The organism is Flavobacterium sp. B330r, from assembly GCF_056824325.1.
Genome location: NZ_CP124860.1, coordinates 3,157,071 through 3,183,256, shown reverse-complemented (window position 1 = coordinate 3,183,256; position 26,186 = coordinate 3,157,071). Strand labels below are relative to the sequence as shown.

At 33.7% G+C, this 26,186-nt stretch carries 20 protein-coding genes; 11 read left to right on the top strand and 9 right to left on the bottom strand.

Annotated elements, in window-relative coordinates:
• The 3 genes from QLQ95_RS14085 to QLQ95_RS14075 all read right to left on the bottom strand — a co-directional run bounded on the left by QLQ95_RS14085 (position 1) and on the right by QLQ95_RS14075 (position 6,384).
• Entirely contained in the window at positions 1 to 3,093 is a 3,093-nt protein-coding gene (locus QLQ95_RS14085) for a SusC/RagA family TonB-linked outer membrane protein (protein WP_482500312.1), read from the bottom strand.
• A 177-nt stretch (positions 3,094 to 3,270) separates the two neighbouring features.
• Positions 3,271 to 4,281: a LacI family DNA-binding transcriptional regulator gene (locus QLQ95_RS14080; protein WP_428238641.1), complete on the bottom strand. Its 1,011-nt coding sequence runs from the start codon at positions 4,279 to 4,281 to the stop codon at positions 3,271 to 3,273.
• A gap of 417 nt (positions 4,282 to 4,698) precedes the next feature.
• Positions 4,699 to 6,384 (bottom strand): phospholipase D-like domain-containing protein, encoded by a 1,686-nt coding sequence (locus tag QLQ95_RS14075; protein ID WP_482500311.1) that lies wholly within the window; start codon positions 6,382 to 6,384, stop codon positions 4,699 to 4,701.
• A 339-nt stretch (positions 6,385 to 6,723) separates the two neighbouring features.
• Here QLQ95_RS14075 and QLQ95_RS14070 point away from each other — a divergent pair, with 339 nt between their 5' ends.
• On the top strand, positions 6,724 to 8,328 hold the full coding sequence (locus tag QLQ95_RS14070) for a class I SAM-dependent methyltransferase (protein ID WP_482500310.1): 1,605 nt from the start codon (positions 6,724 to 6,726) through the stop codon (positions 8,326 to 8,328).
• A 179-nt stretch (positions 8,329 to 8,507) separates the two neighbouring features.
• On the opposite strand, the gene QLQ95_RS14065 is transcribed toward QLQ95_RS14070, so the two are convergent.
• From QLQ95_RS14065 to QLQ95_RS14040, 6 genes are all read right to left on the bottom strand, one after another.
• On the bottom strand, positions 8,508 to 10,325 hold the full coding sequence (locus tag QLQ95_RS14065) for an alkaline phosphatase (protein WP_482500309.1): 1,818 nt from the start codon (positions 10,323 to 10,325) through the stop codon (positions 8,508 to 8,510).
• Positions 10,326 to 10,732: 407 nt separating this feature from the next.
• The gene (locus QLQ95_RS14060) at positions 10,733 to 12,268 is read right to left on the bottom strand and encodes a RagB/SusD family nutrient uptake outer membrane protein (RefSeq protein WP_482500308.1); all 1,536 of its coding nucleotides are present in this window, start codon (positions 12,266 to 12,268) and stop codon (positions 10,733 to 10,735) included.
• A gap of 19 nt (positions 12,269 to 12,287) precedes the next feature.
• A complete protein-coding gene (locus QLQ95_RS14055) occupies positions 12,288 to 15,668 on the bottom strand; it encodes a TonB-dependent receptor (protein WP_320495688.1) in 3,381 nt (1,126 codons plus the stop codon).
• Between the two features lie 71 nt (positions 15,669 to 15,739).
• Positions 15,740 to 16,660 carry a FecR family protein gene (locus QLQ95_RS14050; RefSeq protein ID WP_320495690.1) on the bottom strand — a complete coding sequence of 307 codons (921 nt, stop codon included), beginning with the start codon at positions 16,658 to 16,660 and terminating at the stop codon, positions 15,740 to 15,742.
• 113 nt (positions 16,661 to 16,773) lie between these two features.
• Positions 16,774 to 17,331 (bottom strand): RNA polymerase sigma-70 factor, encoded by a 558-nt coding sequence (locus tag QLQ95_RS14045; protein ID WP_320495692.1) that lies wholly within the window; start codon positions 17,329 to 17,331, stop codon positions 16,774 to 16,776.
• A gap of 640 nt (positions 17,332 to 17,971) precedes the next feature.
• Positions 17,972 to 18,655 (bottom strand): S24 family peptidase, encoded by a 684-nt coding sequence (locus tag QLQ95_RS14040; RefSeq protein WP_428238647.1) that lies wholly within the window; start codon positions 18,653 to 18,655, stop codon positions 17,972 to 17,974.
• A 309-nt stretch (positions 18,656 to 18,964) separates the two neighbouring features.
• On the opposite strand from QLQ95_RS14040, the gene QLQ95_RS14035 reads away from it, so the two are divergent.
• The 10 genes from QLQ95_RS14035 (at position 18,965) to QLQ95_RS13990 (ending at position 26,163) form a co-directional block, all read left to right on the top strand.
• Complete coding sequence (locus QLQ95_RS14035) at positions 18,965 to 19,102, top strand: hypothetical protein (protein ID WP_428238648.1); 138 nt, start codon at positions 18,965 to 18,967, stop codon at positions 19,100 to 19,102.
• Positions 19,095 to 19,373, top strand: coding sequence for a hypothetical protein (locus tag QLQ95_RS14030; protein ID WP_428238649.1), 279 nt, complete (start codon positions 19,095 to 19,097; stop codon positions 19,371 to 19,373). Before QLQ95_RS14035 ends, QLQ95_RS14030 begins: the two co-directional genes overlap by 8 nt.
• Before the next feature lie 21 nt (positions 19,374 to 19,394).
• Complete coding sequence (locus QLQ95_RS14025) at positions 19,395 to 20,075, top strand: DUF3164 family protein (RefSeq protein WP_482500307.1); 681 nt, start codon at positions 19,395 to 19,397, stop codon at positions 20,073 to 20,075.
• Between the two features lie 269 nt (positions 20,076 to 20,344).
• Complete coding sequence (locus QLQ95_RS14020) at positions 20,345 to 20,584, top strand: hypothetical protein (protein ID WP_379797184.1); 240 nt, start codon at positions 20,345 to 20,347, stop codon at positions 20,582 to 20,584.
• A gap of 658 nt (positions 20,585 to 21,242) precedes the next feature.
• On the top strand, positions 21,243 to 21,515 hold the full coding sequence (locus QLQ95_RS14015) for a hypothetical protein (protein ID WP_428238651.1): 273 nt from the start codon (positions 21,243 to 21,245) through the stop codon (positions 21,513 to 21,515).
• Positions 21,516 to 22,207: 692 nt separating this feature from the next.
• Complete coding sequence (locus QLQ95_RS14010) at positions 22,208 to 22,453, top strand: hypothetical protein (RefSeq protein ID WP_482500306.1); 246 nt, start codon at positions 22,208 to 22,210, stop codon at positions 22,451 to 22,453.
• 305 nt (positions 22,454 to 22,758) lie between these two features.
• Positions 22,759 to 23,046: a methyl-accepting chemotaxis protein gene (locus QLQ95_RS14005; protein ID WP_083219804.1), complete on the top strand. Its 288-nt coding sequence runs from the start codon at positions 22,759 to 22,761 to the stop codon at positions 23,044 to 23,046.
• Positions 23,043 to 23,495 carry a CHAP domain-containing protein gene (locus QLQ95_RS14000; protein WP_428238652.1) on the top strand — a complete coding sequence of 151 codons (453 nt, stop codon included), beginning with the start codon at positions 23,043 to 23,045 and terminating at the stop codon, positions 23,493 to 23,495. Before QLQ95_RS14005 ends, QLQ95_RS14000 begins: the two co-directional genes overlap by 4 nt.
• Before the next feature lie 58 nt (positions 23,496 to 23,553).
• Positions 23,554 to 24,015 carry a hypothetical protein gene (locus QLQ95_RS13995; RefSeq protein WP_428238653.1) on the top strand — a complete coding sequence of 154 codons (462 nt, stop codon included), beginning with the start codon at positions 23,554 to 23,556 and terminating at the stop codon, positions 24,013 to 24,015.
• Between the two features lie 72 nt (positions 24,016 to 24,087).
• Positions 24,088 to 26,163 (top strand): hypothetical protein, encoded by a 2,076-nt coding sequence (locus tag QLQ95_RS13990; protein WP_428238654.1) that lies wholly within the window; start codon positions 24,088 to 24,090, stop codon positions 26,161 to 26,163.
• Positions 26,164 to 26,186 lie beyond the last annotated feature (23 nt).

The window sequence follows — 26,186 nt, the reverse complement described above, 5'->3', positions numbered from 1 at the left end:
TTAGAATTTGACATTAAGTGCAAAACCATAGTTTCTTGTCAAAGGCATAGAAGCTCTTTCCATACCTTGCGCATTACTGTTTGAGTAATTTGACTCCGGATCGATGTTTGGAACTTTGTCATAAATAGTCCACAAATTATGAGCAGAAAATGCTAAACTAACAGACTGGAATGGTGTTTTTTGCAAATATGCTTTTGGAAAATTATAAGCAAATGAAATCGCTCTAAGCTTAACAAAATCAGCATCGTAAACAAAGTTTGATGTCACATCACTGTAGCTTCTCCAGTAATCGTATGCCGAAACTGTCGTGTTTACAGGATTTCCGTTAACATCTGTTCCGCTTACTGCAACTCCAGTTTCACGACCAGGAAGTGTAATTTCAGATAATCCATAACGTGTTCCTAACTGATTTGTAGCCGAATAGATTTCTCCTCCAAATTTAGCATCAACAAAAACAGAAAGAGTGAAATTTTTATAAGAGAAATCATTTGAAAGTCCCATAGATGTTGGCGCAACACCTTGTCCTGCAATGATTAAATTTCCTCTTAAGAATTTTCCGTTTGTATCTAATACAATGTTGCCATTTGCATCTCTTAAATAATCGTATGCTTTAATAACTCCAAAAGGCTGTCCTTTTTCTAAAACTACATTAGCTCTTCCGTCTCTGTTTCCTTCTAATGTTTTTGTTGTGATTTTATCTGAAAGATTTAAAACTTCACTATCATTGTAAGCAAAATTATAACCTACGTTCCAAGAGAAATTTTCTGTCTTAACTGCTTTTACATTAATAGCAAACTCCACCCCTTTGTTTAGGATTTCTCCAACATTGATTTTTGTTGTTCTATATCCTGAAGCTTGAGAAACATCGGCATCGGTAATATCATTTGTTGTTTTCTTGCTGTAGAAAGTCAAATCTGTACTTACCCTGTTGTTGAAAAATGTGTTCTCAAAACCAAACTCAATTGTACTTACATTGTATGGTTTTAAAGTTCTGTTAGGAATTGTTTCTCCATTTACCCCCAAAATTGGCTGTCCTAAAGAATCTGTCTGTCCGTCTGGTGCTGTATAAGTCAATGCTAAAGCGTAAGCTTCTGGCAATGCACCTCCAACGTTACCCCAACCTGCTCTAATTTTACCATAAGAAATCCATTCAGGAAGACCGATAACTTCTGAGTAAATAAAACTTGAACTTACAGAAGGGTAAAAAGTACTGTTATTTGACGGATCTAAAGTAGAGAACCAATCTTCACGACCTGTTAAACTAAGAAACAAGTAGTCTTTGTATCCAAGATCTGCTGAATAGAAAAGAGAGTTTACTTCACTTTCAGAGAATAATTTTTCAGTTTTATCTGGCTGCGTATTTGCATAGAAATATTTGAACGGAACAATAAAGTTATTTCCTTTCATTTTAATACCGCTATATCTGTTATGCTGACGGTTTGCCCCAATAAAAGCATCCAAAGAAAGGTCTTTAGCAATATCTCCTTTGTAGCCTAAAAAACCAGAAGCATTTACTTCAGAACGGGTTTCAATTCTGTTTTCGATAGATCCACCTGGGCTATAATTTATTCCAGTAGGCTCAACTTCAGTATATTCATAATTAATATCATCAATACCAATAACAGCTTTAGCATAAATTTTATCTGTAATGTTATAATTTACTTTTGCAGACCCAATAAAACGCTTTCTAAGATCGTCATTTAAAGGAGATTTGGTAGCAAAATAAGGATTTGTATGGTATACGTTTGCTCCTAAAAAATCTTCTTCTCCGCCATTCGCATCATAAGGATTGCTTAACCATCTAATATCTGTTCCCGGAGTCATAAAAGTCGTTGGGAAAGATGGATTTCTCGGCGAATCATTTAAATAAGGACGGTTATGGCTTTTCTCAGAAATATACTGAGCGTTACTTTCTATACTGATTCTTTTATTTGGAGCCGAATTTAAACTCAAAGCTACGTTGTTTCTACCAAAAGTAGTTTCTGGCAAAATAGATTCGTCTTTAGTATTTCCAAAAGATAATCTAAAGTTTGTTGATTCATTTCCGCCAGAGATCGCTAAAGTATTACTGAAAGAATATCCAGTTCTGTAGAAATTCTCCACATTATCTTTTCCATAAGCTTGATAAGGTCTTGTTTTACCATCAAGTGATAATGAAGGTGTTCCGTCATATTTATCTCCCCATGCAAAATAGTACGAATCTCTAAGTTCTTGTAAATTGTTAAATCTAGTGGGTACACCACTCGCATTTGGAGCACCAGCACCATATTGATCTTGCCATTTTAAAAGACTTGCAGGTGTATTAAAAGAAGAATTGGTACTAAAATCTACTCCTATTCCTGTTCCGTTTTTACCTTTTTTAGTTGTAATTAAGATAACACCATTTGATCCTCTATACCCGTAAAGAGCAGAAGCGGCACTACCTTTAAGCACAGAAAGCGAAGCAATATCATCTGGATTGAAAGAAGACATACCATCTCCTTTATCAGCTCCACCCCACATTCCTGCATTTCCTTGCTGCGTATTGTCAATCGGGATTCCGTCTACGACATACAACGGCTGGTTCAATCCTGATGCAGAAGTTGCACCACGAATAACCACTCGGCTTGAACCTGATGGCCCTGTAACTGGAGCAGAAACGTTTACACCGGCAATTTTACCTTGCAAAGCATTTCCTAAATTGATTTCTTTATTTTTTGTCAGATCATCGCCTTTTAGTTCTCCTACAGCGTAACCTAAACTTTTCTTCTGTTTTTTAACTCCAAATGAAGTTACCACAACATCCTTTAATTCCTGAGTATTTTCGGCAAGTGTAACAGCAACTCTCGTTTCTTTTTCTTGTAATACAACTTGTTTTGACTGAAACCCTATAGAAGAAATATTAAGGGTAATTTTACCTTCTGGAACATTCATTTTAAATCGTCCTTCAGCATCTGTAACAGCGCTAAATGGTTTTCCTTGAACTTCGATTGATGCAGCAACAACTCCCTTGTTTTCTGCATCTGTAACTATGCCGGTTATTAATCGATTTTGCGCGACAGCACTTAAACTGCTAAGCAATATCACTCCTAACACTGCTAATATTCGTCTCATAAGCTTTTTTGTTTGGTTATTGGTTTTGATTTCGTTTGTGTTTTGTTGTTACGTGTTTGTTTTAAATAATTAATAAAAATTGGTACTCTACTTTCAATTATAGCAACAAGAAGCCTTTGCAAGTCTTGCTGTTTTTGGTTTTTACTAAATCGTTTTAGTGAAATGGTCAAAAAAATTTTAAACTGATTCTCTTATTATTAAAGAGCCTTTTTTGAGAATTTTTTCAATTTTATAGTCTTCAAAGTTGGTCATCTGACTCATTAGCAATTGTATGGACTTGACCGCTATATCTTCTATGGGCTGAGCAATTACAGATATGGTGGGCGTATGCAGTTTGAAACTGTAGTGATCATCAAAACTGATCACCGAAATATCTTCTGGAATTTTATATTTTAAATATCTAAAAGCTTGTAATCCTGCAAGTCCGAGGTAATTTGCTAAAAAAAGAACGGCATCTATATCCTTATTTTTTTCAAAGAAATTTATAATGGCTTCTACTCTGCTTTGTTCACTTGCATGATAATCTAAATGAAGCGTATAATTTTCGTTATAAATTCCTTCTTCTTTTAACGCTTCCACATATCCTTTTTCTCGCAATTTCATCTGAATCATTCCAGACTCGTTGTTTACAACAGCAATATTTTTTCTTCCTTTATCAATCAAAAATTTAGTAGCCGAGTAAGCTCCCTCATGATTGTCCATTACCACATGACTTACTTTTTGATTGGCAAAATATCTGTCGATTAGCACCACCGGCTTTTGCAATTTTAAAAGTTGGCTGATTGTTTTTTCCAGATTTCGAGTCGGTGTAATAATAAAACCTTCAACATTTGCCTGTAAAAGACTCTGCACCAATTCTTCCGAACGATTGTTATCGTCTCCTGTGCTGCAATAAAAAACCCTATAATTAATATTTTTTGCTTCGTCTTCGATCACTCTTGCCAAATCAGCAAAAAACTGATTGGATATATCTTCTACAATGAGTCCTATTGATCTTGTTTTTCCTGTTCGCAGACTGCTAGCAATCATACTTGGTTTATAGTGCAGTTTTTGTGCTACATCCTGAACTTTTTTAATCACCGACGGACTAATAGCCATTTTTTCGCCTTTTCCATTGATAACAAAAGACACAGTAGAAATAGAAACTTCTGCCTGTTTAGCAATATCTCTAATTGTAATCTTTTTCATCTAGTAAAAAATTTATTGTTGAATATTTTAGTACATCACAAATATATGTAAGCAAAACTTACAAAAACGTTTTAGTAAAATTTTTTTTCAATAACTCTCTTTTTTATCAACAAAATAAAACGAAATATTCAGCAAATAAAGGATTTTGATCAGTTATTGTCATTTTGACTTTTAATGTAGATTTTGTAATTTTTATAAAGATTTTATTCAGTTTTGAGGTATTTATTAATCATTTTTCATTGCCGTTCTTCAAAAAAAAAGTTCAAAAACAATAAAATTTGGTCCATTTTTTTTCAGAATAAAAAAATTATTGTGAGAGAAAAAGTAGCAGCCTAAATTCAAAATTTCATATAAAATAAAAAGTCTTTAAACACAAATATTTAAAGACTTTATCTTTTTTTAAACAAAACAATTGTCTCAAACTTTCATATCGATAAACATTTTTTTTCTTTTATATTTAAGTCCATTAGGATTATAAAAAGATGGCACCCATTTGGCAGACTCTGTTTTTAAATGAATTGGATTTTCAGCACTAGGGTTTTCCAACATTTTAACAGCGGTGTGTCTAGCATAATAATGATTAAATATTCTATAAAACTCTGTAAAATATAAATCAGCAACATCCTTATTTCCTCTTATAATCAGTGTATTTTCATCATTGTTAGCAATAGAATTGTCACTAAAATTGGCAGATCCCGTTACCACAATAGGATCCTCACTCAACGGATCGATTAAAAGTACTTTATTGTGGATAAAGTTAGTTCCGATATTTGTAGGTTTCGAATTTAAAAGAAAACCTGCATGGGTTTCTTCTAGCCAATCATAAAGTCCATCTTTAAGATATGTTCCGTATACAATTACATTATCATAGTCCGTTGTTACTAGACTGGTATTTTTATCTTTTTTATCGATAATAATGTATTTCAAATTATCTGTTTTTTCAACAATCACTCCCTTCATTTTCAAGCTAAAAGAAAAAGGAAACATGCCACAAACCAACTGCTTGGATCCTGCCATATAATCAGCATAGGTTTGTAGGATTGTTTTCTTTTCTCGTGGGCTGAAGAAGACTTTTGTTGACTTTTTAGGAATTTTATCATACGTTAGATCAGGCTGGATAGCGATTGTTTTTTTATCAAGCACATCTTTCAATGGATCCTGTGCAAGCTCTGTCCAATATTTAAAATATTGTTTGGCTATGTCTTCGTTACGTATTACATGCCCTACATTGCATTGTCCAAAAATTCCCTTAGGAGTTATATTTGTAGAGCCAGTCCAAACTTCTACTGGCTGTTCATCTTTGAGCAAGATTATAAATTTATTATGTGCAATAAAACGTTTTGAAGCTTCTGCGCTACGCGCAATCACAACATTACGAGGTAAACCAGCTTCATTTATGGCTTTATTGTTTGCTTCTTCTTCGCCTCTAGAATCATAAATTATCTTTACATCGACCCCCTTTTCTTCACATGCTATTTTAAATTTTTCAAGCACTGGAAGGTACTCAAATTCATAAAAGGCAGCACGAAGCTGATAAGAACTATCTTGCGCTTTATCAATAAATTTTAATAAAGCTTCTTCTAGCCCTCTCGACAGCCATTTTAACGCTTCAGCAGTTTCTTCTTCAGTCATGTCTTCAGATCCAGGTCTTTTATTCTTGAACTTTCTAGCATAAGCCAGACTACCTGCCACACCTCTATTAAAATAAACTGAATGTTCTCCTGCATCTTCTGTAGGTGTTTTGAACCTTATAGTGCAAGTATTACCGTACTTCAAATATTTTGGCTTGCCATATACAGGGCTTACATTATAGGAATAATCATGGTCACATTTAACGCTGAAATCTTCCCATAAAAATGACTGCACCGGATGCTCAAAAGTACTGTGCAGTTGCCCTTCAAATGTGTTTCCAGCGGTTTCTTCAAAATACTTAAAACCCTTAAGATAATACTTTTCATTTTCGGTATGATCTTCTCTTTCAATTGCAAATCCTAGAAGTCCATCGGTAAGGCTTTTTTCCATTTCAAAAGAAAGAAGAACTGCCGAAGTTCCTATCACCGCCGTTATTTCCAGCCCATTTTTTTGTTTTACTCTTTTACGCATTTTTTATTTTTTATTGGTTATCATTAATTTTAAAAATCAATCCTTTAACATAAAATAAATAGATCCACAAATGAGGCATGTAGAATAAAGAAAGATGTAAAAACAGCTTTTTTTGGGCGTGAAGTAAAAATATACTGTAACAAAACAGCACAACGAAATTACAAAACATTAATTCCTTGATAATAAGTAGTTTTACGCATTTTATTTTGGTAACATAAATTTAATATATGGTATTTTATTCTTTTCAAAAAACAAAAAACAAACCTGAAATTCAATAAAAACAAGATATCCTACGTAAGAAAAAAATCACTATTTTTAACTAACCTTCATTTATGCATTATGACCGATAAATCACAACTCTTAAGTTCCATCTTCAGGCATCTTGACGGCTTGGTTACTGCTCCTGTAGCGGTCGCACTTAAAAATAAGTCTGTATTAGAATTTATATTAGATAAAAAACAGACCTCGATAGCTGAACTTACTACTACCTTTAATGCCAACGAAGGATATCTGAATGTTGCTTTGAGAGTTTTGGCTTCTCAAGGATTTTTAGAATATGAAATTGATAATAAAACGCAGGTAATCACAATTGCTGTAAATGAGAAAACCGAAACTGCTTTTTCGCTTTTTCATCTCTACGAAGATGTTGTCGAATTACTTCAGTTATCTATACATTTTCATCCTCGTTTGTTTGAAGATACACCGTTTGAAAAGCTCAATACTATTTTTGAAAAATATAAAAAAAGATACGGAATTGAGTCTTCCAATGACCCTTTGACCAAGAACATTCAAGAGCAAATTTTAAAACATATTGAAGGTTACCTCATCGGGCCAACTATTGTTCGATTGGCGATGAACGGAATGTTTCACAAGTATTTTATGGAAACTTCTTTTAGACCTGAAGAGTTTCATAAATCACCCGAAAATTTTAAAAAGATATTAGACTTTTTTGTGCATTTGGGCTGGTTTCTGGAGAAAAAAGGAAATTATCAATTTACCGAAGCCGGTTTATTTTTTGCTAAAAGAGCAAGCGCCTATGGCGTTACGGTTTCTTATCTTCCGACATTTGCCAAAATTGAAGAATTAATTCTTGGCAATCCAGACGCTTTAAGAACTGAAGAAGGCAAGAACGAAATTCATGTCGATCGCGAAATGAATGTTTGGGGAAGCGGAGGAGCGCACGATACTTATTTTAAGGTGGTTGATGAAATTCTTATTAAACTTTTTAATCTTCCGATCGAAGAACAGCCTAAAGGAATTCTAGATATGGGATGCGGAAATGGCGCTTTTCTACAGCATATTTTTGAAGTAATCGACAGGCAAACTTTACGTGGAAAAATGCTCGATGAATATCCGTTATTTTTAGTCGGTGCCGATTACAATCAGACGGCACTGAAAGTCACCAGAGCCAATCTTATCAATGCAGACATTTGGGCCAAAGTAATTTGGGGCGATATCGGACGTCCTGATTTACTGGCAAATGATCTGAAAGAAAACTATAATATTGATTTGAAAGATCTTTTAAATGTGAGGACTTTTCTCGATCATAATAGAATTTGGCAAGATCCGAAGCATAGTAACAAAAATAGAGTCAGTACCTCAACAGGCGCATTTGCTTACAGAGGAAAAAGAATTAGCAATAATCTGGTTGAAGATAATCTCTTGGAACATTTACAAAAATGGTCTCCTTATGTACGTAAATTTGGTCTGCTGCTAATTGAACTTCATACTATAAACCCGAAACTTACCGCCAGTAATTTAGGTCGAACTCCAGCAACAGCTTATGATGCAACTCATGGTTTTTCGGATCAATATATTGTTGAAATTGATGTTTTTAATGCCATTGCCGCAGAAGCCGGATTGTTTCCAGATCAATCTATTTTTAAGAGATTTCCTGATGCCGATACGGCAACGGTTAGCATTAATTTGTTGAAAGGAAAATAAATAAAATGTGAAATGCAGAATGTGAAATGTGAAAAGTAGGTAAACGATATTTTTTACCCCGCTGGGATTTTTACAGAAACATTTTCAAGCTCTGGAAAAGCGAAATATTTATAGTTTTAGATAAAACCAAAAAGGAGCTCCCTTTTAGAAGCTCCTTTAATTTGAATTTATTTAAAAAATTATTTCTTTCCAATCAATTCCATAATCTTGTCGTAAATTGCTGTATTCTGATAAACTCCCATGAATTTTTCAGAACCTGGACCGTAAGCAAAAACAGGAACTGGAATTGCAGTATGATCGTTCGTGCTGAAACTTCCGTGAACGTAACCTTTTTCAATGCTTCCATCAATTAATGATAATCCTCCAGTTTCGTGATCTGCGGTTACGATTAAAAGTGTTTCTGGATTTTTATCTACAAATTCCATTGCTTGACCAACCAATTTGTCAAAATCAAGCATTTCTCTCACAACATATTCCACATTATTCTGGTGTCCGCCATAATCAATTTGAGCGCCTTCGGCCATAATAAAAAACGGATTCTTTGTTTTTGAAAAAGTGTTGGTCGCTTTCGCTAAAGATTTCGTTAGAAAATCTCCTCTCCCATTTTTAATAGAAACCACCGCTGCGTCTTCTAAAACAACAAATTTGCTGTTTTTAATCGTATCTAAACTCGAGAATTTATCTGAGAAAGTGTATCCTTTTTCGATTAAAGTTTTAGACAAATCTTTGCCATCTTTTCTAGAAATAAATTCTTTCTGTCCTCCTCCAATTAAAATATCTGACGGATTCGAAAGAAAATCGTTTGCAATTGGCTCGCTTAAACTTCTTTCTGGCTGATGCGCATAAAACGCAGCCGGAGTTGCATCTGTAATATTTCCAGCAGAAATAATTCCTATTTTATAGTTTTTCTTTGCCAACTGTTCTGCAATGGTCTGAAGCGGTTTCGCCTGTTCATCTACACTTATAAAACGGTTATTGGTTTTATGTCCCGTTGCCATTGCCGTTGCTCCTGCCGCAGAATCTGTGATATAACTATCTGAAGCTTTTGTGATCGAAAATCCTTGAGTTGGAATATTAAACAAACTCAATTGCCCTTTGTTTGCTGTATAACCAGAATAGATTTGCGCTAATCCCATTCCGTCACCAATTAAAAGAATCACATTTTTTGGACGTTTATTCTTGAAAACATTTTTAGGAACATAAGCTTGATGAAATTCTGTATTCTGATAAAATGTCGTTTTGATACTATTAATAAATTGCGTCAGTTCGGCTACTTTATCCGTTCCGATGAAATCAACTTTTAAATTCATCAAAGTCATGTACGTGTTTACGTTGTCTTGCGTAGCCCAGAATCTTACTTTTTTCTTTTGATCGTGAACTTTTTTAATAATTCCCTGAATTTTTTCAGCATCTGGCTGTGTCAAAACACCTTTTCCGTTCCAAACAGTGATTTCATGCAAATCTTCGCTAATCATTTCAACTCTCGCCAATTGATCTGAAGTATAATTTTCATTCAATCTTCCATCAAAATAAATAAAATCTGGATACGCTGCCCAAAGCGATGGCAAAGGTCTGTTTCCAGAAATAACCACTTTTATATTTTTATTTGAAATGATATCTGGAAAAGTCTTTAGCTGCTGTGTAATTGCTTTTAGAGTCGAATCGGCATCTGACTTAATATCAATCATTAAAATCAATGATTTATTGCTTGGATAAGCTTTTCCTTCCAATGTTTTTAATTTGTTAGAAAGCGGTTCCAAATACATGCTTTTAAGTGTATTGTGAGAAGCGATTTCTTTAGAAGTATGCGCCACAAATAATTCGTTATTCACTAAAAAAACATCAGCTTCTATAACGCCAGTTTCATTAGAATAAGCCCCATAAAATGGTAACTTACTTTCGTAATCGTTATGCGAATGAATGTTGGAAGAACTGTATTCTTGCGCTTGCGCGAATAAGCAAAATTGAAGGCAAAAAAGGGTGATTATTTTTTTCATCGAAAATGATTTATATTCTTTTAAAGCTGTAGGTAACTTTATTAGAAATGAGTTTATGCTGTTTATTTTTTAACACATAGAAACATAGCTTTTCTTTATGTGTAAAGGCGTTTCACTTGTTTAAATGCACATAGTAAAAAGTAATCTTGTCATTTCGACGAAGGAGACTCGAGCGATAGCGAACAGGCGAAGCAAATCTTCGTAAGTAACTCGGCAAAGATTGGGGGTTTTAGATTGCGGAGCTTCTTGTGAGGATTTCTCCTTCGTCGAAATGACAAGATTGTGTGAATGCGTACGACTTGTCATTCCTCGGAATGACAGACTTTACTCTGTATTTTTTTACAACTGCAGTCTCCTGACTAAGACTGCAGTATAAAAAACTAAAAAAACACAATGAAATTAACGTATTACCAGCCTTGGTTTTGAGTCAAAGCTCCTTTACTTACTGCGATTTCATCTGGCGGAATTGGCCAAACGTGATGAATCGCTGGGTTGAAATTACGAGCAGGATAAATTACGCTTCCATCATAATGGTGCAATGGTTTTGCGTACGTTTCTTTTGCATCTCCCCAACGCACTAAATCGAAATGGCGATCTGTCCATTCTCCTGCCAACTCGCATCTTCTTTCTCTTTTTAAATCTACCATTGTTGCACCAGCAATATCTGTAAGACCTGCACGGTGGCGAATCATATTGATTTCTGTGTCTGCATTTTGTCCTTTCATTAGTTTCGCTTCCGCTAACATCAAAATCACATCAGCATAACGTAAAAGAGGCACATTTAAAGCAGTTGAAGGTTTGTCTCCGTTTGCATTGACATAACGAATATCTACTCCGCTCGATGATGTTTTTGGATAACTGAACGGCTCCATATATTTTTTAAACTGATAACCCGTTCTATTACTTGAACTTACTACGTGATTTCCTTCGTTAAAAGTTACTGTTTCTCCGAAATAAACAAATTTGTCTCCTTTTTGTAAAATCGTAGCGCTTCGTCTTTTATCATTAGCTACGTAAGTATCGAATAATTCTTTTGTTGGATAAAAATTTCCCCATCCGTTGTAAACTCCCCAACCTTTATCTTCTAAACAAACTCCAGGAAAAATAGAACCCAAAGATGTATTCTCTGCACTTGAAGTTACAGACCAAATATATTCTGAAGACCAGTTGTTACTGATTTTAAATACATCTTCAAAATTGTCTAATAATTTGTGTTTTCCGCTAGCCACGATCATGTTTGCATATTTGATGGCGTTGTCCCAATCTTTTGCATACAAATACGTACGAACCAAATAAGCCCAAGCTGCAGTTTTGTGCGCGCGTCCGTAATTGTCTGGCGTAAGCTGATCAAAATAAGGCAACAAATCTGCCGCTTTGATTAAATCTGCTTCAATATAAGCGTAATTTTCGGCTACATTTTTAGCACGAGGCACAAAAACATTTGTCGGATCTTCTCTATCTTGAATCGGAATTCCTGCACGATCGTCTCCATAGTGGTACGCTAATTCTAAATGCATTACAGCATGGTTAAAATAAGCTTCTCCCAACATTCCGTTTCTTGTACTTTCGTCCAATGCAATCTTTGGAATATTGCGAATCACGTCGTTGCAACGTTTCATAATTTCGTAGTGAATTCTCCAAATATCCTTAGTATCCGATTCTGATCCGTCTACAATAAAATTTTTGATTCTTTCTGCATTTTGTCTTGGTTTTGTTCCAATATCATCGCTGGCATTATTCAACCAGAAGAAACCACGACCGTACATATTATCATCAGAATATAAAGCATAAATTGCATTTACTCCCGCTTTTGCATCTGCTGGCGTTTTCCAGAAATTTCCGCTTGACGGAGCTCCTTGTGGCACAACATCAAGTTCGCTTTCGCAAGCCGAAGTGCTTACCAAAAGCACGAAACTCAATAATAAAAGACTTATTTTTTTCATTTTAATTGTTTTTTATTTTTTAAAAAGTTGCGTTAACACCTGTCATGTAAATACGAGAAAGCGGATAACGTCCTAAATCCATTCCGAAGTTTTTAAGACCAACTTCAGGATCCATTCCAGAATATTTCGTAATTGTAAATAAGTTTTGTCCAGAAATAAAGAATCTCAATTTTGCTTTTCCGTTCAGCCAGCTTTCTTTAATTGTATACCCAATCGAAACGTTTTTCAGTCTTAAGAAAGAAGCATCTTCAATGTATAAATCAGAAATACGTCCGAAGTTGTTATTGTTATCCGTTGAGGAAAGAACCGGAACATTGGTATTGGTGTTTGTTGGAGACCAAGCTTCTTTAGATTCAGACAATAAATTGTACCCTGGGAAAGAAGCATTTAAACCGGTATGTTTTACCGCATTGAAAACACTATTTCCTGCAGCTCCGCTGAAAAAGACATTCATATCGAATCCTTTGTATCTGAAATTGGCATTCAAACTATACGTTGTTTTTGGGAAAGGGCTTCCTAAAACTACTCTATCACTATTGTTGATTACACCATCTCCATTTTCATCTTTAAATTTAATATCTCCAGCAACGGCATTTGGCTGATACATTACGCCATCTTTATTTACAAAAGCTTTGACCTCATCATTGCTTTGGAATAATCCATCGGTAGCATATCCGTAGAAGGCTCCAACTGGGCTTCCAACTTGGTAAATATTGGCTAACGGCAAACTACGAACTCTGCTTAAACCAAGTGGTTCTAATGAATTTAAATCGTCTTTAATAGAAACAATTCTATTGCTTAAGAATCCAGCGTTTGCCGTAACATCAAATTTAAATTCTCCGCGAGTTTTTTGGTAGGTTAAACTCACCTCGATTCCTTTGTTTTCAACATCTCCCGAGTTAACGATTCTTCCTTGTGGCGTTCCCGAAACTCCTGGCAATTGGTCACGAACCAACATGTCTTTGTTTTTCTTTACATAAGCATCAACAGATCCTACTAAACTGTTATTTAGCATGGTAAAATCTAAACCAATATTAGTCTGCTCAGAGCTTTCCCATTTTAAATTCGGATTTGATAATTCGCTTTCAGCATAACCATAATTAATTGATGGTACAGCTCCAATTAAAGCCTGAGTTTGTACCAATGGCACGCTAAATTGGTATGGTCCAAGGTTTCCTAAGTTTCCAATTTGTCCCCAACTTGCACGAAGTTTTAAATTACTGATGATTGGCTCGATACCTTTCATGAAATTTTCTTCAGAAATTAACCAACCTGCAGAAACAGAAGGATATACTTTCCAACGGTTATTTTCTAATAATTTTGAAGTTCCGTCACGACGAACAATTCCAGAGATTAAATATTTCTGATTGAAATCGTAATTGATTCTTCCCACATAAGAAGAAATAATTTCATCTGATCTTCCTGCTGCCGTCTGCTGAATCAATTTTGCATTCAATAAATAACGCTGCGATGGATCTTCGTTATCAAAACCAGTTCCTTCAACAGTATAAAAATCTCTTTTCGTTTCTTGATACGTATATCCAGCCAAAGCTTTCAAATTGTGTTTTCCAAATGATTTCTCATAAGAAATAGTCTGCTCGCTCAATAAATCTGTAGTTGTTATATTTTTCAACGTCAATCTGTTGAAATCGAAGATTTTTCCAGGCTCCGTAACTTTTACTGTAAAGTCTGATGCATTATCTTGAATTCTAGTATAACCCCAGTTCGATTTTACTTTTAACCCTGGAACAATTTCCCATTCTGCATACGGATTGATCAAAATGGTAGAAATTGGATTTTTATTGTCTAATCTTTTCAAATACGCCACCGGATTGATAACATCTCCGTAAGAACCAATATATTTTTCTGGAACACCACCAAATTGCCCTGAACCATCTTCTCTGTAAATCGTTGCGTTTGGCGGATACAAAATCGCTGCTTGAATTGCTCCTGTATACGAACTTGACGTATTAGCAGTCTGACCATCAGTTAAGGAGTACGAAATATTTTCTCCAATTGTGAAATTATCAGCCAATTTAAAAGAAGAATTTGCTCTTACTGTATAACGTTCTCCATATGTATTCAACAAAATACCTTCGTTTTTTCTATAACTTCCAGAAAGAAAGAAATTAGATTTTTCTGTTTTTCCGTTTACCGAAAGAGATAGATCTTGAATTTCTCCCGTACGGAAAATTTCATCCATCCAGTTTGTTTTTGTTGTTCTTGCAGTTGGTTCAAATGCAGGATCGAAAGCAGGAATTCTAGGCAAACCTGCGTTATCTCTTGCAAGATTCATAGCATCAGCATATTCTGCAGCGTTTAAAACCTCTAGTTTTTTGGCTACATTCTGAAAACCTCCTTGGTAGTTTACATTTACATTAATTTTATCCGAAATTCCTTTTTTAGAAGTAATTAAAATTACCCCACCAGAAGCTCTCGCACCGTAAATTGCTGCAGAAGCCGCATCTTTTAAAACGTTTATCGATGCAATATCATTTGGATTTATGGTATTTAAAGAACCACTATAAATAATTCCGTCCAAAACAATTAAAGGCGTTTCAGCATTCAAAGATCCGATACCACGAATGTTAATTGTTGGCGACGCAGTAGGATCTCCACCATCATTGATTACGGTAACTCCGGCAACTGTTCCTTGCAATAATTCGGCAGCATTGTTGTACGTTCTGCTTGAAGTTTCCTTCATAGAAACACTACCAACAGCTCCTAAAACTTCATTTTTTTTCACGCTTCCATACCCCATTACCACAACTTCCTGAAGCTGTTTTACATCGGCAGCCAATTTTACATTAATGGTTTGCGTACCCGTAACTTTTACTTCTTGCGTTACATACCCAACGTAAGAAAAAATAAGCGTTGCTTCAGAAGCGTTTACTTCCAATTTAAAAGTTCCGTCAAAATCTGTTGCTGTTGCGGCATCCGAACCTTTGTCTTTAATCCCGACACCTGGCAAAGGCATATTATCGTCTCCTGCTATAACAGTTCCTGAAACAATAATTTTATTTTGGTCTGCAGAAGCAACTTTCTGATTTTTCTTAATCACGACATTGTTACTAACGATCTCATATCTAAGTACATTACCGCAGATTTTATCTAATGCTTGCTCTAGCGTTACATTATTCAGTTTTAAACTTAATTTCTGATTGGCATTTACTTGGCTGCTTTCGTACATAAAATGCACATCAACCTGATTTTCAATTTTTTGAAATATATTTTTTATACTTTCATTGTCAACTTTTAAAGTCACTCTTTTGTTAATGTCAACATTCCCGGCTTTTACTGTTAGTGCAGCAAAAAACAAAGTCATAAATAGGAATAATTTTGTTCCTATTGTCCTTATGCTCTGCCATTTTGCGGCATACCGCATTTGTTTTTCATTCATAGTTTTTAGATTTAGTGTAATTGTTTTGTTTATTAGTTTGCTACGTAGTTTTATTTTTATTGTTTAAAGAATTACTCGATTTTGTAAACCCCTGAGTCCATTTTGTATTGGGCATTGATGATATTGCACACCAACCCAATTACCTGATCGGCAGGCAGTTCTTTAAAATAGGCGCTAATCTTTAAATCGTTTAAATTCTTGTTTTTGACTTCAATTGAAACATTGTAATTGCGATTAATTGTGGCCACAACTTCTGGCAAAGGCGTTTCTTCAAAAACCATAATATTTTTTCGCCATAACGAAATGGCATTTACCGGAATATCTTTAAAAGCCTGAAGCTTATTGTTTTGAGATTTAAAAACCACTTTCTGTCCTGGAGTTACATACACATTTTCTTCTGTCACAGTCGATTTCACATTTACTCTTCCTGTAGCAACCGAAACTTCTTGTGTGGTCTGATCTGGATACGCTTGAACATTAAAACTGGTTCCGATAACTTTGGTATCCATTTTATTGGTATGAATGATAAACGGATGTTTTTTGTCTTTGGCTACATCAAAAAAAGCTTCGCCACTTAAATACACTTCTCTGGTATCTCCTTTAAATTCTTTTGGATATTTAAGTACACTTCCTGCATTTAACCAGATTTGTGTTCCGTCACTTAATTCTATTTTAGCATGCTCTCCTAGTTTTACGGCAAATTGTTTGCTTTCGACTGCATTTGATGTTTGATAAAAAAACACCGATAATCCGATTAAGAAAACCAAAGAAGCCGCAATAGCCCAGTTTTTGTATGAAAGAGAAATAACTTTATTAGTGTTCTTTATTTGTCTTAATTCTTTTTTAAGTTTAGAACGGTCTGATTGAACCATTTCCATATTATCAAAAAAATCATCTGTACGATCGTACCATTTATTCCACATTTCTTGTCCTTTCGGAGAATACTTTCCTTCTAAAAAATTTTTGATTTCGTTATTTGAATTTTCAGGCATTATAATTTCTTTATGTCTTTAATAGTATGTCTTGGGAATTGTAATTTTAGGTAGGCGCAAAAGGTTACGCTTCTGTTAAGAAAAAAGCTGAGTTCGTAATCTGAAGTTTACTTTTAATTGAATTCGCCCAAATAAGTGCGCATAAATTTCAGCGCATACGTAATATGGTATTTTACGGTTTCGATTGAAACATTCAATTCTTCGGCGATTTCTTTATTGGTGTAATGTTTTACGCGGCTAAGAATAAAAACCTCTTTTGATTTTTTAGGAAGTAACGATGCCGCTTCATCAACCGCTTTTTTCAACTCGTCATAATAAATAGAATCCTCGATCGCATTATAACTGGTTTGCGAAACGGTATTTTTATCTAAAACTTCCTGAATGTATTGATCGGTAACCTCATGCGATTTGATGTAATCTAAAGTCATGTAACGAACCGAAGTATAGATGTATGCCGCAAAACTTTTCTGGATCACAATTGTTTTGCGTCTTTCCCAAATAGTGGTAAAAACTTCCTGCACAATTTCTTCTGAAATGGCAATCGATTTCATTCGGAGATATACGAATCGAACTAACAGATCTCGATATCTAAAATAAAGTTCATCAAAAGCTTTATCCTTGCCCGATTTTAATAATTCGACAAGTTCTTCGTCTGTAAACTTCTTATACATGATTCATTATTTTATGATTAATCAAATGAAAAGCGTGAGCCAAAACACTTTTTCTGATTTTGTTTTGATAATGATCCTGCTGTTTAAAAATTGGCATATACAAAGTATTGGGTTCTTCTTATATGTCTCCAAAATTAAACCTAGGGGTAGGTTGATTAGGTTACGTTTACATTAATAAAACCCCTCTGAAACGAAACATATTATTAACATTTGAAGTCGAAAATTAGCCACGAAATAAAGCTTTACAGCATTTGGAGCAAAAACTCAGAAACTTTATCCGAGATAACAGTCTTTCTCTTATAAAAAGCAGAATTGGAGCGAAAAAGTGCTTAACAAATAATTAATAGGGATGCTATAAAAGCATATTTCAAACTCTAAAAAAATTTCATTTTGAAGCAATAAAAAGAAAAAATAAAGAATTCCAGAAATGAGAAAAAACACTTTTATAAGAAATATTATAATTTAAACCTTTCCATATAAAACTGAATTCTGCAAAAAAAAAGAACTATTTCCGATTTCAGCTTAAAATAGATTTGTTTGCAAAAAACGCGAAAAGGCTTTAGCCAAACTTTTAAGTTTTAGCTAAAGCCTTTTCGCGTTTTTTCTCTCCCGTTTAAATGAAAGAGAATTTCTAAAAAATTTACATCATCGTATTAATACGTATGCTTGCTTTTATTAATGCCAAAGCTGATATTTTTGAAATATGAATGTCTTTTGGCTGATGATGCGAATTCTGACTTACCAATTTTACATACTCCTGTCCTTGTTCAGACTTTTGAACATATTTTACGGTAATGTATTCTTCCCAATCATTTAGTTTTACACTTAAAAGGTACATTTCGCCAAAAAAGATATTTTCAAATTCTGTTTCCTTATACAATATAATATCTCCCGATTTCAATAAAGGATACATACTATCTCCTGTTACAGAAATTGCTCCATCACATTTTGGAAGATTCGGAATTTTTATTGTATCCAGAATTCTTTGCGGTTCTCCGCTGCTAAAAAGTTCTCTTAAACCTGCAACGGCCTCTAAATCATACAACGGTATCTCTTGATTTGCATGAAGCGTATCAACTGTTTTTCTATCACTATTCATAACCACAATGCTAGTATTTTCTTCTTTAATCATAGGCCCGTTTCCTGTCAAAAGCCACTCTGAATTGAGGTCTGGATAGTAGTGTAATATTTTACACGCCTTATCTGTTCCCATATTACTGCTATTATCTAAAAACTTATTAGAAAATCCTAAATCATTACAAAACTTATACTTAGTAATCCCTTTATAATCAAGATATTCCCGCACTCTTTCCGTTGACCCCATAAAAAGATGTATTATTTTACGTTAAAAATTTGTTTTAATGTATTATTTTACATTATATTTGCAAAGTAAAGAAAAATAAAATTGAAAAACAATAGGTTAAACCACATTTTATTGGTAAAACATAAATTACAACTATTCAAAACACACCACAAACAACTGATTTACAATGATAAAAATAATTTTATCCTAAAACAGAAAAATACTACCCTAAAACATAAAAAGAATGGAAAATACTACGAGTTCAAAAATAATTATTCATAAAAATTCTAAAAACAATAAATACCATCAAAACTTTAATCCGAATTAAAAATGGGAACAATTCAAATCAAAGAGAAAATTCAGGAACTGGAAAATTGGCTTATTGAAAATCCAAATAGCCCAGAAAGAAATTTAATCGAATCTGACATTAAAAAATTAAAAAATCAATTAAAAGAAAATCATGAGTAACACACAAATTCAACAACGCATTGCACTACTTTATTTAGCCCTACAGTTTTGTTCTGAAAAAATTAAAACTTTTACAGCTGGAGAAAGAATCTGCATTAACCAGGAACGTTTTCAGTGGATGCACATTTTAGAAAATGAAAACGCGACCCCAAGACCTGTTTCATCGGTTATCGAAAACAAAATTACAGAAATTTCGAAACTGGCTCTGAAATACAATTTTAAGCCTTATTATGAAGATCCGCTTAAAGAAGAGATTATTACCACATTCTAAAAACTTAAAAACCAATTAACTATGAACACTTCAATGATCAGCAACCAAACAATCGACTTGTCTCAATTTTCAGCTAAACAGCTAAAAGAAGCTTTAATTAGAGTCGAAAGCAAAAAAAACCAAGAAAGAGACACTTATAAAAAATTAGTCGCAGAAACGATTCCTAAAGCACTTTTAAAACTAAAAAAAACCTCAGAAATGATTCAGAATGTAAAGACAGAAACATTTCAGCTTTTTGAAACAATTTTAGATTTAAAAAACCAAGTTTATGGCTTTAAAGAAAAACAAATGTCTCATACATTTTCTAATGAAAAAGAAGAAATTACAATAGGATATCGAATTAATGAAGGCTGGGACGACACTGTAACGATCGGAATTGAAAAAGTGCAAAATTACATCGCATCACTTTCTACAAGTAAAGAGACTGCCTCGCTAGTGAAAATTGTTTTCAATCTTTTAAAAAAAGACGCTAAAGGAAACTTAAAAGGCTCAAGAGTTCTTGAATTACAAAAACTTACTAAAGAATTTAATGATGAAGAATTTACAGATGGCGTCGGAATTATTGCTTCAGCATTTAAGCCCATTCGTTCAAGCTGGTTTATTGAAGCAAGCACAATAAACGAAAACGGAACAAGAACAAATATTCCGCTATCTATGTCTTCAGTTGATTTTATTCACGGATATGTTTTCAATTTTTTTTAACCAACAAACCGAACACATAAATGCAGCCTAATAACGACATCTACGCATCAGTACTTTTAGCAATTTTATTAATTGCAACCAATCTGAAATCTATTCTTATGTTTCATGAATGGTTAAATTTTAAAATAAGCACGATGTACAAACAATATAAAAATGAACTCAAAAACAAAGTTAAAAACAGATCGCAAAATTCTTTTTTAAGCAATTAATTTCAACCAAACACCACAAATTACTACACTTCATTATTTCATCATTTTAATCATTTTAACATGTCAGTATCAAGTCAAAGAAGTCTCGGAATTCAAAAAAACAAATTACTTAGATATAAACTTATAAAAGATTTATATCAGAAACACAAAACGGAAGATATCCCAACTACAGTTGTTTGGCGTAAATATATCTATCCCGTTTATCCTATCTCAAGAACTACATTGTACGAAGTTCTGTGTACTCCTATTACAATCGAATTGAAAAAAATCGAAGAATTGAGCCAAAAAATGGCTTCCTAATTACATCTCATAAATTGGCTATTAAAATTGCTTTCTGTACAAGTCTGTAAAAACTTCGAACATTGGTGTTCACACACCTTGCATTGACTTTTTTTAAGCATATAAAGCTCGCATCTTTGCTCTCTCAACTAGATTCATTTATAAAAAATGGAATCAAAAAATCATCTAAATTGATTTAAAAATTATTGTATTAAAAATACGTTCTTTTGACATTTTAATCAAAGAAAAAGCCTGTAACAATTTATTTTTACAGGCTTTTTCTTCTAATCAAAACTCGATTTCGATCTTAAAACGTTTTTCTTAACGTACTGCTTCATTTTATCTTTATTTATAAAAAAAGCTTCTAATTAACTTCTTCCAACGTGAATCAAGAAAGTTTCATTTTTTCTGATTTCACGATTTGAAACGACCTTCTCCATCTGCAAAAATTTAAGACAATTCATTTACAAAAAACAACATTCAAATATCCTAAATCTTAAACTCATTTATGCAAAAAAGTCTCTCCATCTTAAATCCTAAATAAAAATGACTATTTCTCAAATTATAGAAAAAATACAGGAACTAGAATCTTGGCTGGTTAAAAATCCTAACAGCGCTGAAAGGTGCCTAATTGAATACGATCTAAAAAAATTACGAACTATTTTACAATTGCGAAAACATGAATAAACAACAAATTAAGGCACGTATTGCACGACTTTATGTTGCACTTCAGTTTTGCTCGGAGAAAATTAAAACGTTTAATGCTGGAGAACGAATCTGCATTAATCAAGAGCGTTTTCAATGGATGCACATTTTAGACAATCCAGAAGCAGAACCTCGCCCTATTTCATCAGATCTTGAAAATAAAGTAAAAAACGTTACAAATCTTGTAATGAAATTTCATTTCACGCCCTATTATGAAGATCCTTTTATGGAAGAAGAGAAATCATAACCAAAGAAAAAGACCAATTAAAAACTTCCCAAAAACAACCTAAAAAACACTATAAATCAATGCTACCAAACCATGAAATTTACGCTTCCCTGCTTTTAGGAGCCCTTTTAATTGCAACGAATTTAAAACCGATATTGGATTTTCGCGAATGGATCAATTTCAAAATAAATTCAACTTTTAAGCAATACAAAAATGAGCGTAAAAACAAGACCAATCACAGATCATAAAAGTTGTAAGATTGTGAATCAAACTTCCTAAAAAACATCAAACTTATAGATTTGACGTTACTCTTATTTCTCTAGAAAACCCGGCAGTTTTTTAAACTGCAGCCAATAAAAAAGGTTCCTGTTTTCTTAACTTATTTTAAGAAAATCAGGAACCGAAAAACGGGCGCTTTCTGCCCTAATCAAATAACTCAAAACCATTCTTTTTCCCAGGATGTTCCAAGTTTATAACGAAGGAACAAAATTGTCGTGCGGACTCTGCTGACTTAAATTATTAAGTGCTTATGCAAGAATGACTTCAGGACGAAGTTCCAGACGATTTTCGGCATTAGGAGAGAGTCGCCATTGATATATTAGGATCAAATGGTTTTGGTTATCTGTAATGCATTTATAATTATTCTTAAGCCTCAAATGGCTGTATTTCTTTAATCTAAAACAGTTCTTTCAAATCATTTTATTTCTTTCATTATGGCAATATCTACTAACAGAAGTCTGGGCATCCAAAAAAATAAACTTTTACGCTATAAGCTTATCAAAGAATTGTATAAAAAACACAAAACAGAAGATATTCCTACTACTGTCGTTTGGCGTAAATATATTTATCCAGTCTACCCTATTTCTCGTACCACTTTGTATGAGATTCTTTGCACTCCGATAACATCTGAACTCAAAAAAATAGAAGAACTGATCTCGAATCAGACAAAGAATTTATAAAGTAGCAAAACCAAATTGGCTACTGTTATTTTATCTGAATCGCTCTGCAAAGATGCGGTGTTTTCCTCAGTAAAAACACCTCTTGTTCGTTGACTAAACAACTCTGTAAAGCACCATAATACAAGTGTTTAAGTGCCTTTCATTCGTTTTTTTTACTGCTTTTTTAAGGCAATCTTTGTACCCACAAAAGGAAACAGCTACAGCAATTACTACAGAAAATTAAGGCCAGATTTCTTCCGCAAAACAATACTTCAAGCTGTTTCTCAAAACAAATTTTAATCCTAACACCTATTTTCAAAACACTAATGGAACAGTTTCTATACCCCACTCTTACCGCATTTTTTGCAGCATTTATTACTTGGTTTTTCTCGATGAGGAAATCATTAGCCGAAGACCGAGCTGCCGAACTTGACAATGCTGTGAGCGCCGTAAAATATTATCGTGACTTACTTGATGATCTTACCGCTCGATTGACCTCCGCAACCGAAACCATCAAAAAAATGGAAATACAACACAAAGAGCTCATGCTCATAAACCAGCAATTGGTAGATGAGCTTCAAAAATTTAAACAACTAAACGGAAAGCAACAATGACATTAGCCCAAAAAACCTTAGAAACTGCAATTGCTCAGGTTGGCGTTGAAGAAATGCCACGAAACAGCAATGCTGGCCCAGAAGTCGAAATTTACTTGAGAAGTGTCGGGCTCGGAAAAGGATATCCTTGGTGCATGGCTTTTGTTTATTGGTGTACTCAAAAAGCGGCATTGCAATTGGGAGTCAAAAATCCTTTAAAGAAAACTGGCGGCGTATTAGACCAATACAATTCAAGCAAAGCTCTAGCTAAAAAAGATCCTCAGCCTGGAGATGTTTTTATCATAGACTTTAAAAACGGAACAGGTCATGCCGGAATTGTCGATAAAGTTGCAGGAAGTCTTATCTACACCATTGAAGGCAATACAAACGACATGGGAGGTCGCGAAGGCTATAAAGTAGCCAGAAGAAAAAGAGAAATTAAAAGCATTAAAGGCTTTTTAAGACTCTAAAATATACTTAATAAACAAATTACAATTTATGCTAAATAATTTAAAACGTCTTGTTTTTTTGTTTTTTTCAGTCTTAGTTCTGGTTTCGTGCAAAAGTCCGAAGCCGGTTCTAAGCGAAGAAAAAACCAAAACGATCACAATCAAAGAAACGGTACATGATACTGTTTTTAAAATTCAGAAAGACAGTAGTTCTTTCAAAGCATTACTGGAATGCCAAAACGGAAAAGTAGTTGTTAAGAATGTTACTCAAGCCGAACCAGGGCGTACATTAAAAAGCCCAAAGGTTCGTCTTGATAACAATAAACTTAATGTAGACTGCGAACTCAAGGAGCAGGAACTCTATGCCCGATGGAAATCGCAACAGGTAAAAGAAACGGAAGTAAAAACCATCAACAGCATAAAATTTGTCAATTATTTGACTTTTTGGCAAAAAGTGCAGATTTGGTTGGGGAGGATTTTTCTGTTGGTGCTGATTTATTATGCAGTAAGGCCGATCGCACGATTCTACAGATTGTTTTAGAATCAAGTAAATAATTTAAAAAATAATTCATTCTAAAATTTCAATTGAATTTTAGATTAAAAAACTAAACGCATGTCGAAAATATATTTTTTTACAAAAGAAAGCTCAATAGAAACTGATCAATTAGCAGAATTAGCTTTTGGACAGCAGCCAGATGTAGGCAATGTTGAAAAATACAATTTGGATAATAATTTTTCTGTTTCTGAGGACGCTCCAGTTTATGCCATTACAAAATCATTAGTGTTTGCAATTCCAAGTAATACGAATTCGTCATTATTGAACATCGCATTGCTTCCTATGAATACTTATGTGAGTGGCTTCCCTGTAAAAATGTTTATTTACAGAGGAATTAAAAAATCCTCATTGGTTGATAATGTTGGAAATATCCTCGAATCAGATGGTTCATGGGCTTCCAGCAATATCCTTAAAGTCATAAAAGAGGTGCAAGATAAACTGAATTCAAAAAATGGCACCAATTTAATTGCTAAATCAGATTGTTTAGGTTTAAACTTTTCAGAACTTCCTGACACAACTTTTATCGAAAAAATATTCTTCGATGATACCGATACTTTCCACCCTTTAATTGTTGAAGGAGGATGCCAAATCGGAAAATTTGCCGGTGGATCTACCCTTGCAGGAGTTGAAGTTATCCTTGATATGATTGGCTACGAACCAACATTTAAACTCTTAAAGGCTTCAAACCATACTTTAGAAATCGATAAACTAGTTATTGACAGCAACGCAACTGAAGCTGATAAACTAAAATCAAAATTCAATAACAGATTTAAAAAAGAAGAAGTCTTAAGTTATCTGGATATTACAGCGTTTTATGGTGCTGCAAAAAATCAAGGATTAAGAATTAAAGGAGCCGATAACGGTGACAATTTCTTACAGAAGTTTCACAACAAAAATACTGTCTATATCGACATCAGAGACGATTGGGGCTTTTCATACAATCACTTCTTTAAATTCAAAGATGAGTTAAATGTTGGTTTTTATTCTGCAGATAGCGCTATTAAAGATCCCGTATATTCTGGCATGAATTATTATACTAATTGGCCGATTCTTAAAATTACCGATCAGGTTTATAACAATAGTAAGAAGTGGTTTTATATCACGATTCCCGTAAATATCGGGAGTCCTGAGAATGCAAATTTCTTATCATCTTATGTCGGTAAAATTTCAACAGTGGTAGATACGACTCAAAAAAAACACTTTATAATTGCTGATGGCAACGGCAGTAATTCGATTCAGCTTGAAGAATCTGAAGCTATTAAATTAAAGAACTGGAAATATGATGATCAAAAATTAGGTGCAAATTACTTCCTTCTGAAAAAATCGACTAAAGGCAACAGTAATAATAATGAGTATCAAAATTTATCATCCATATGGGATAATCTTTTCTCGTTAAAGATGAATAATATTTTTGGATTCAATGATTTAATTGATGGCGACTTTAGAGTATACACTTACTCCTCTATTAATTCTCCAATAGTTATCGATTCTAAAAGAGGAGAAGCTTATTTACCTACTTCGGGAATCGCTATCGACAAAAATCATGTAACATTTTTTTCTTATAAAGATGAAGTTGTATATAAAGAAACAACTAGTAAAGCAGATAATCCTGTTGCGTTGATTGGCAAAGGTAAATTTAATTTAAAATTTGAGACTGCCGATTATGATTATGAAAATACAACAAATCCACACATTGGCTTTTTGAATCAAATTGTAAAAACTTCTAAAATTGGAAACTTTGAGTTGAATAAATTCTCAGTTACTGATTCAGAAAGCAACAATACTATTAGATTTCTTTCATACTCAAGATCTGGAGATTACAGGGAGAATGATATCGTTTTTGAAACTTTTGAAACCATTACTTTCACACATGAAGAATACAATGCATTAAAAGAATATCAACAAAATCTAAACAATGAATATCCTAATCATCCTGCGTATATAAAATGCAAGGAGTATAACTTCACCGAACATTCAAAATTTATAGTAGAAGAATATACTCTAACATTAGGATTGCCATTACTAATTGAAAACGAAGACACTTCCCTACTTTATGTTGATATCAGTGATTCAATTGATGATATCACATATAATAATTTACCCATTAGCTTCACTAGTGTAGCTGTAGACTAAAATTAAATAATAAAGATTATTAA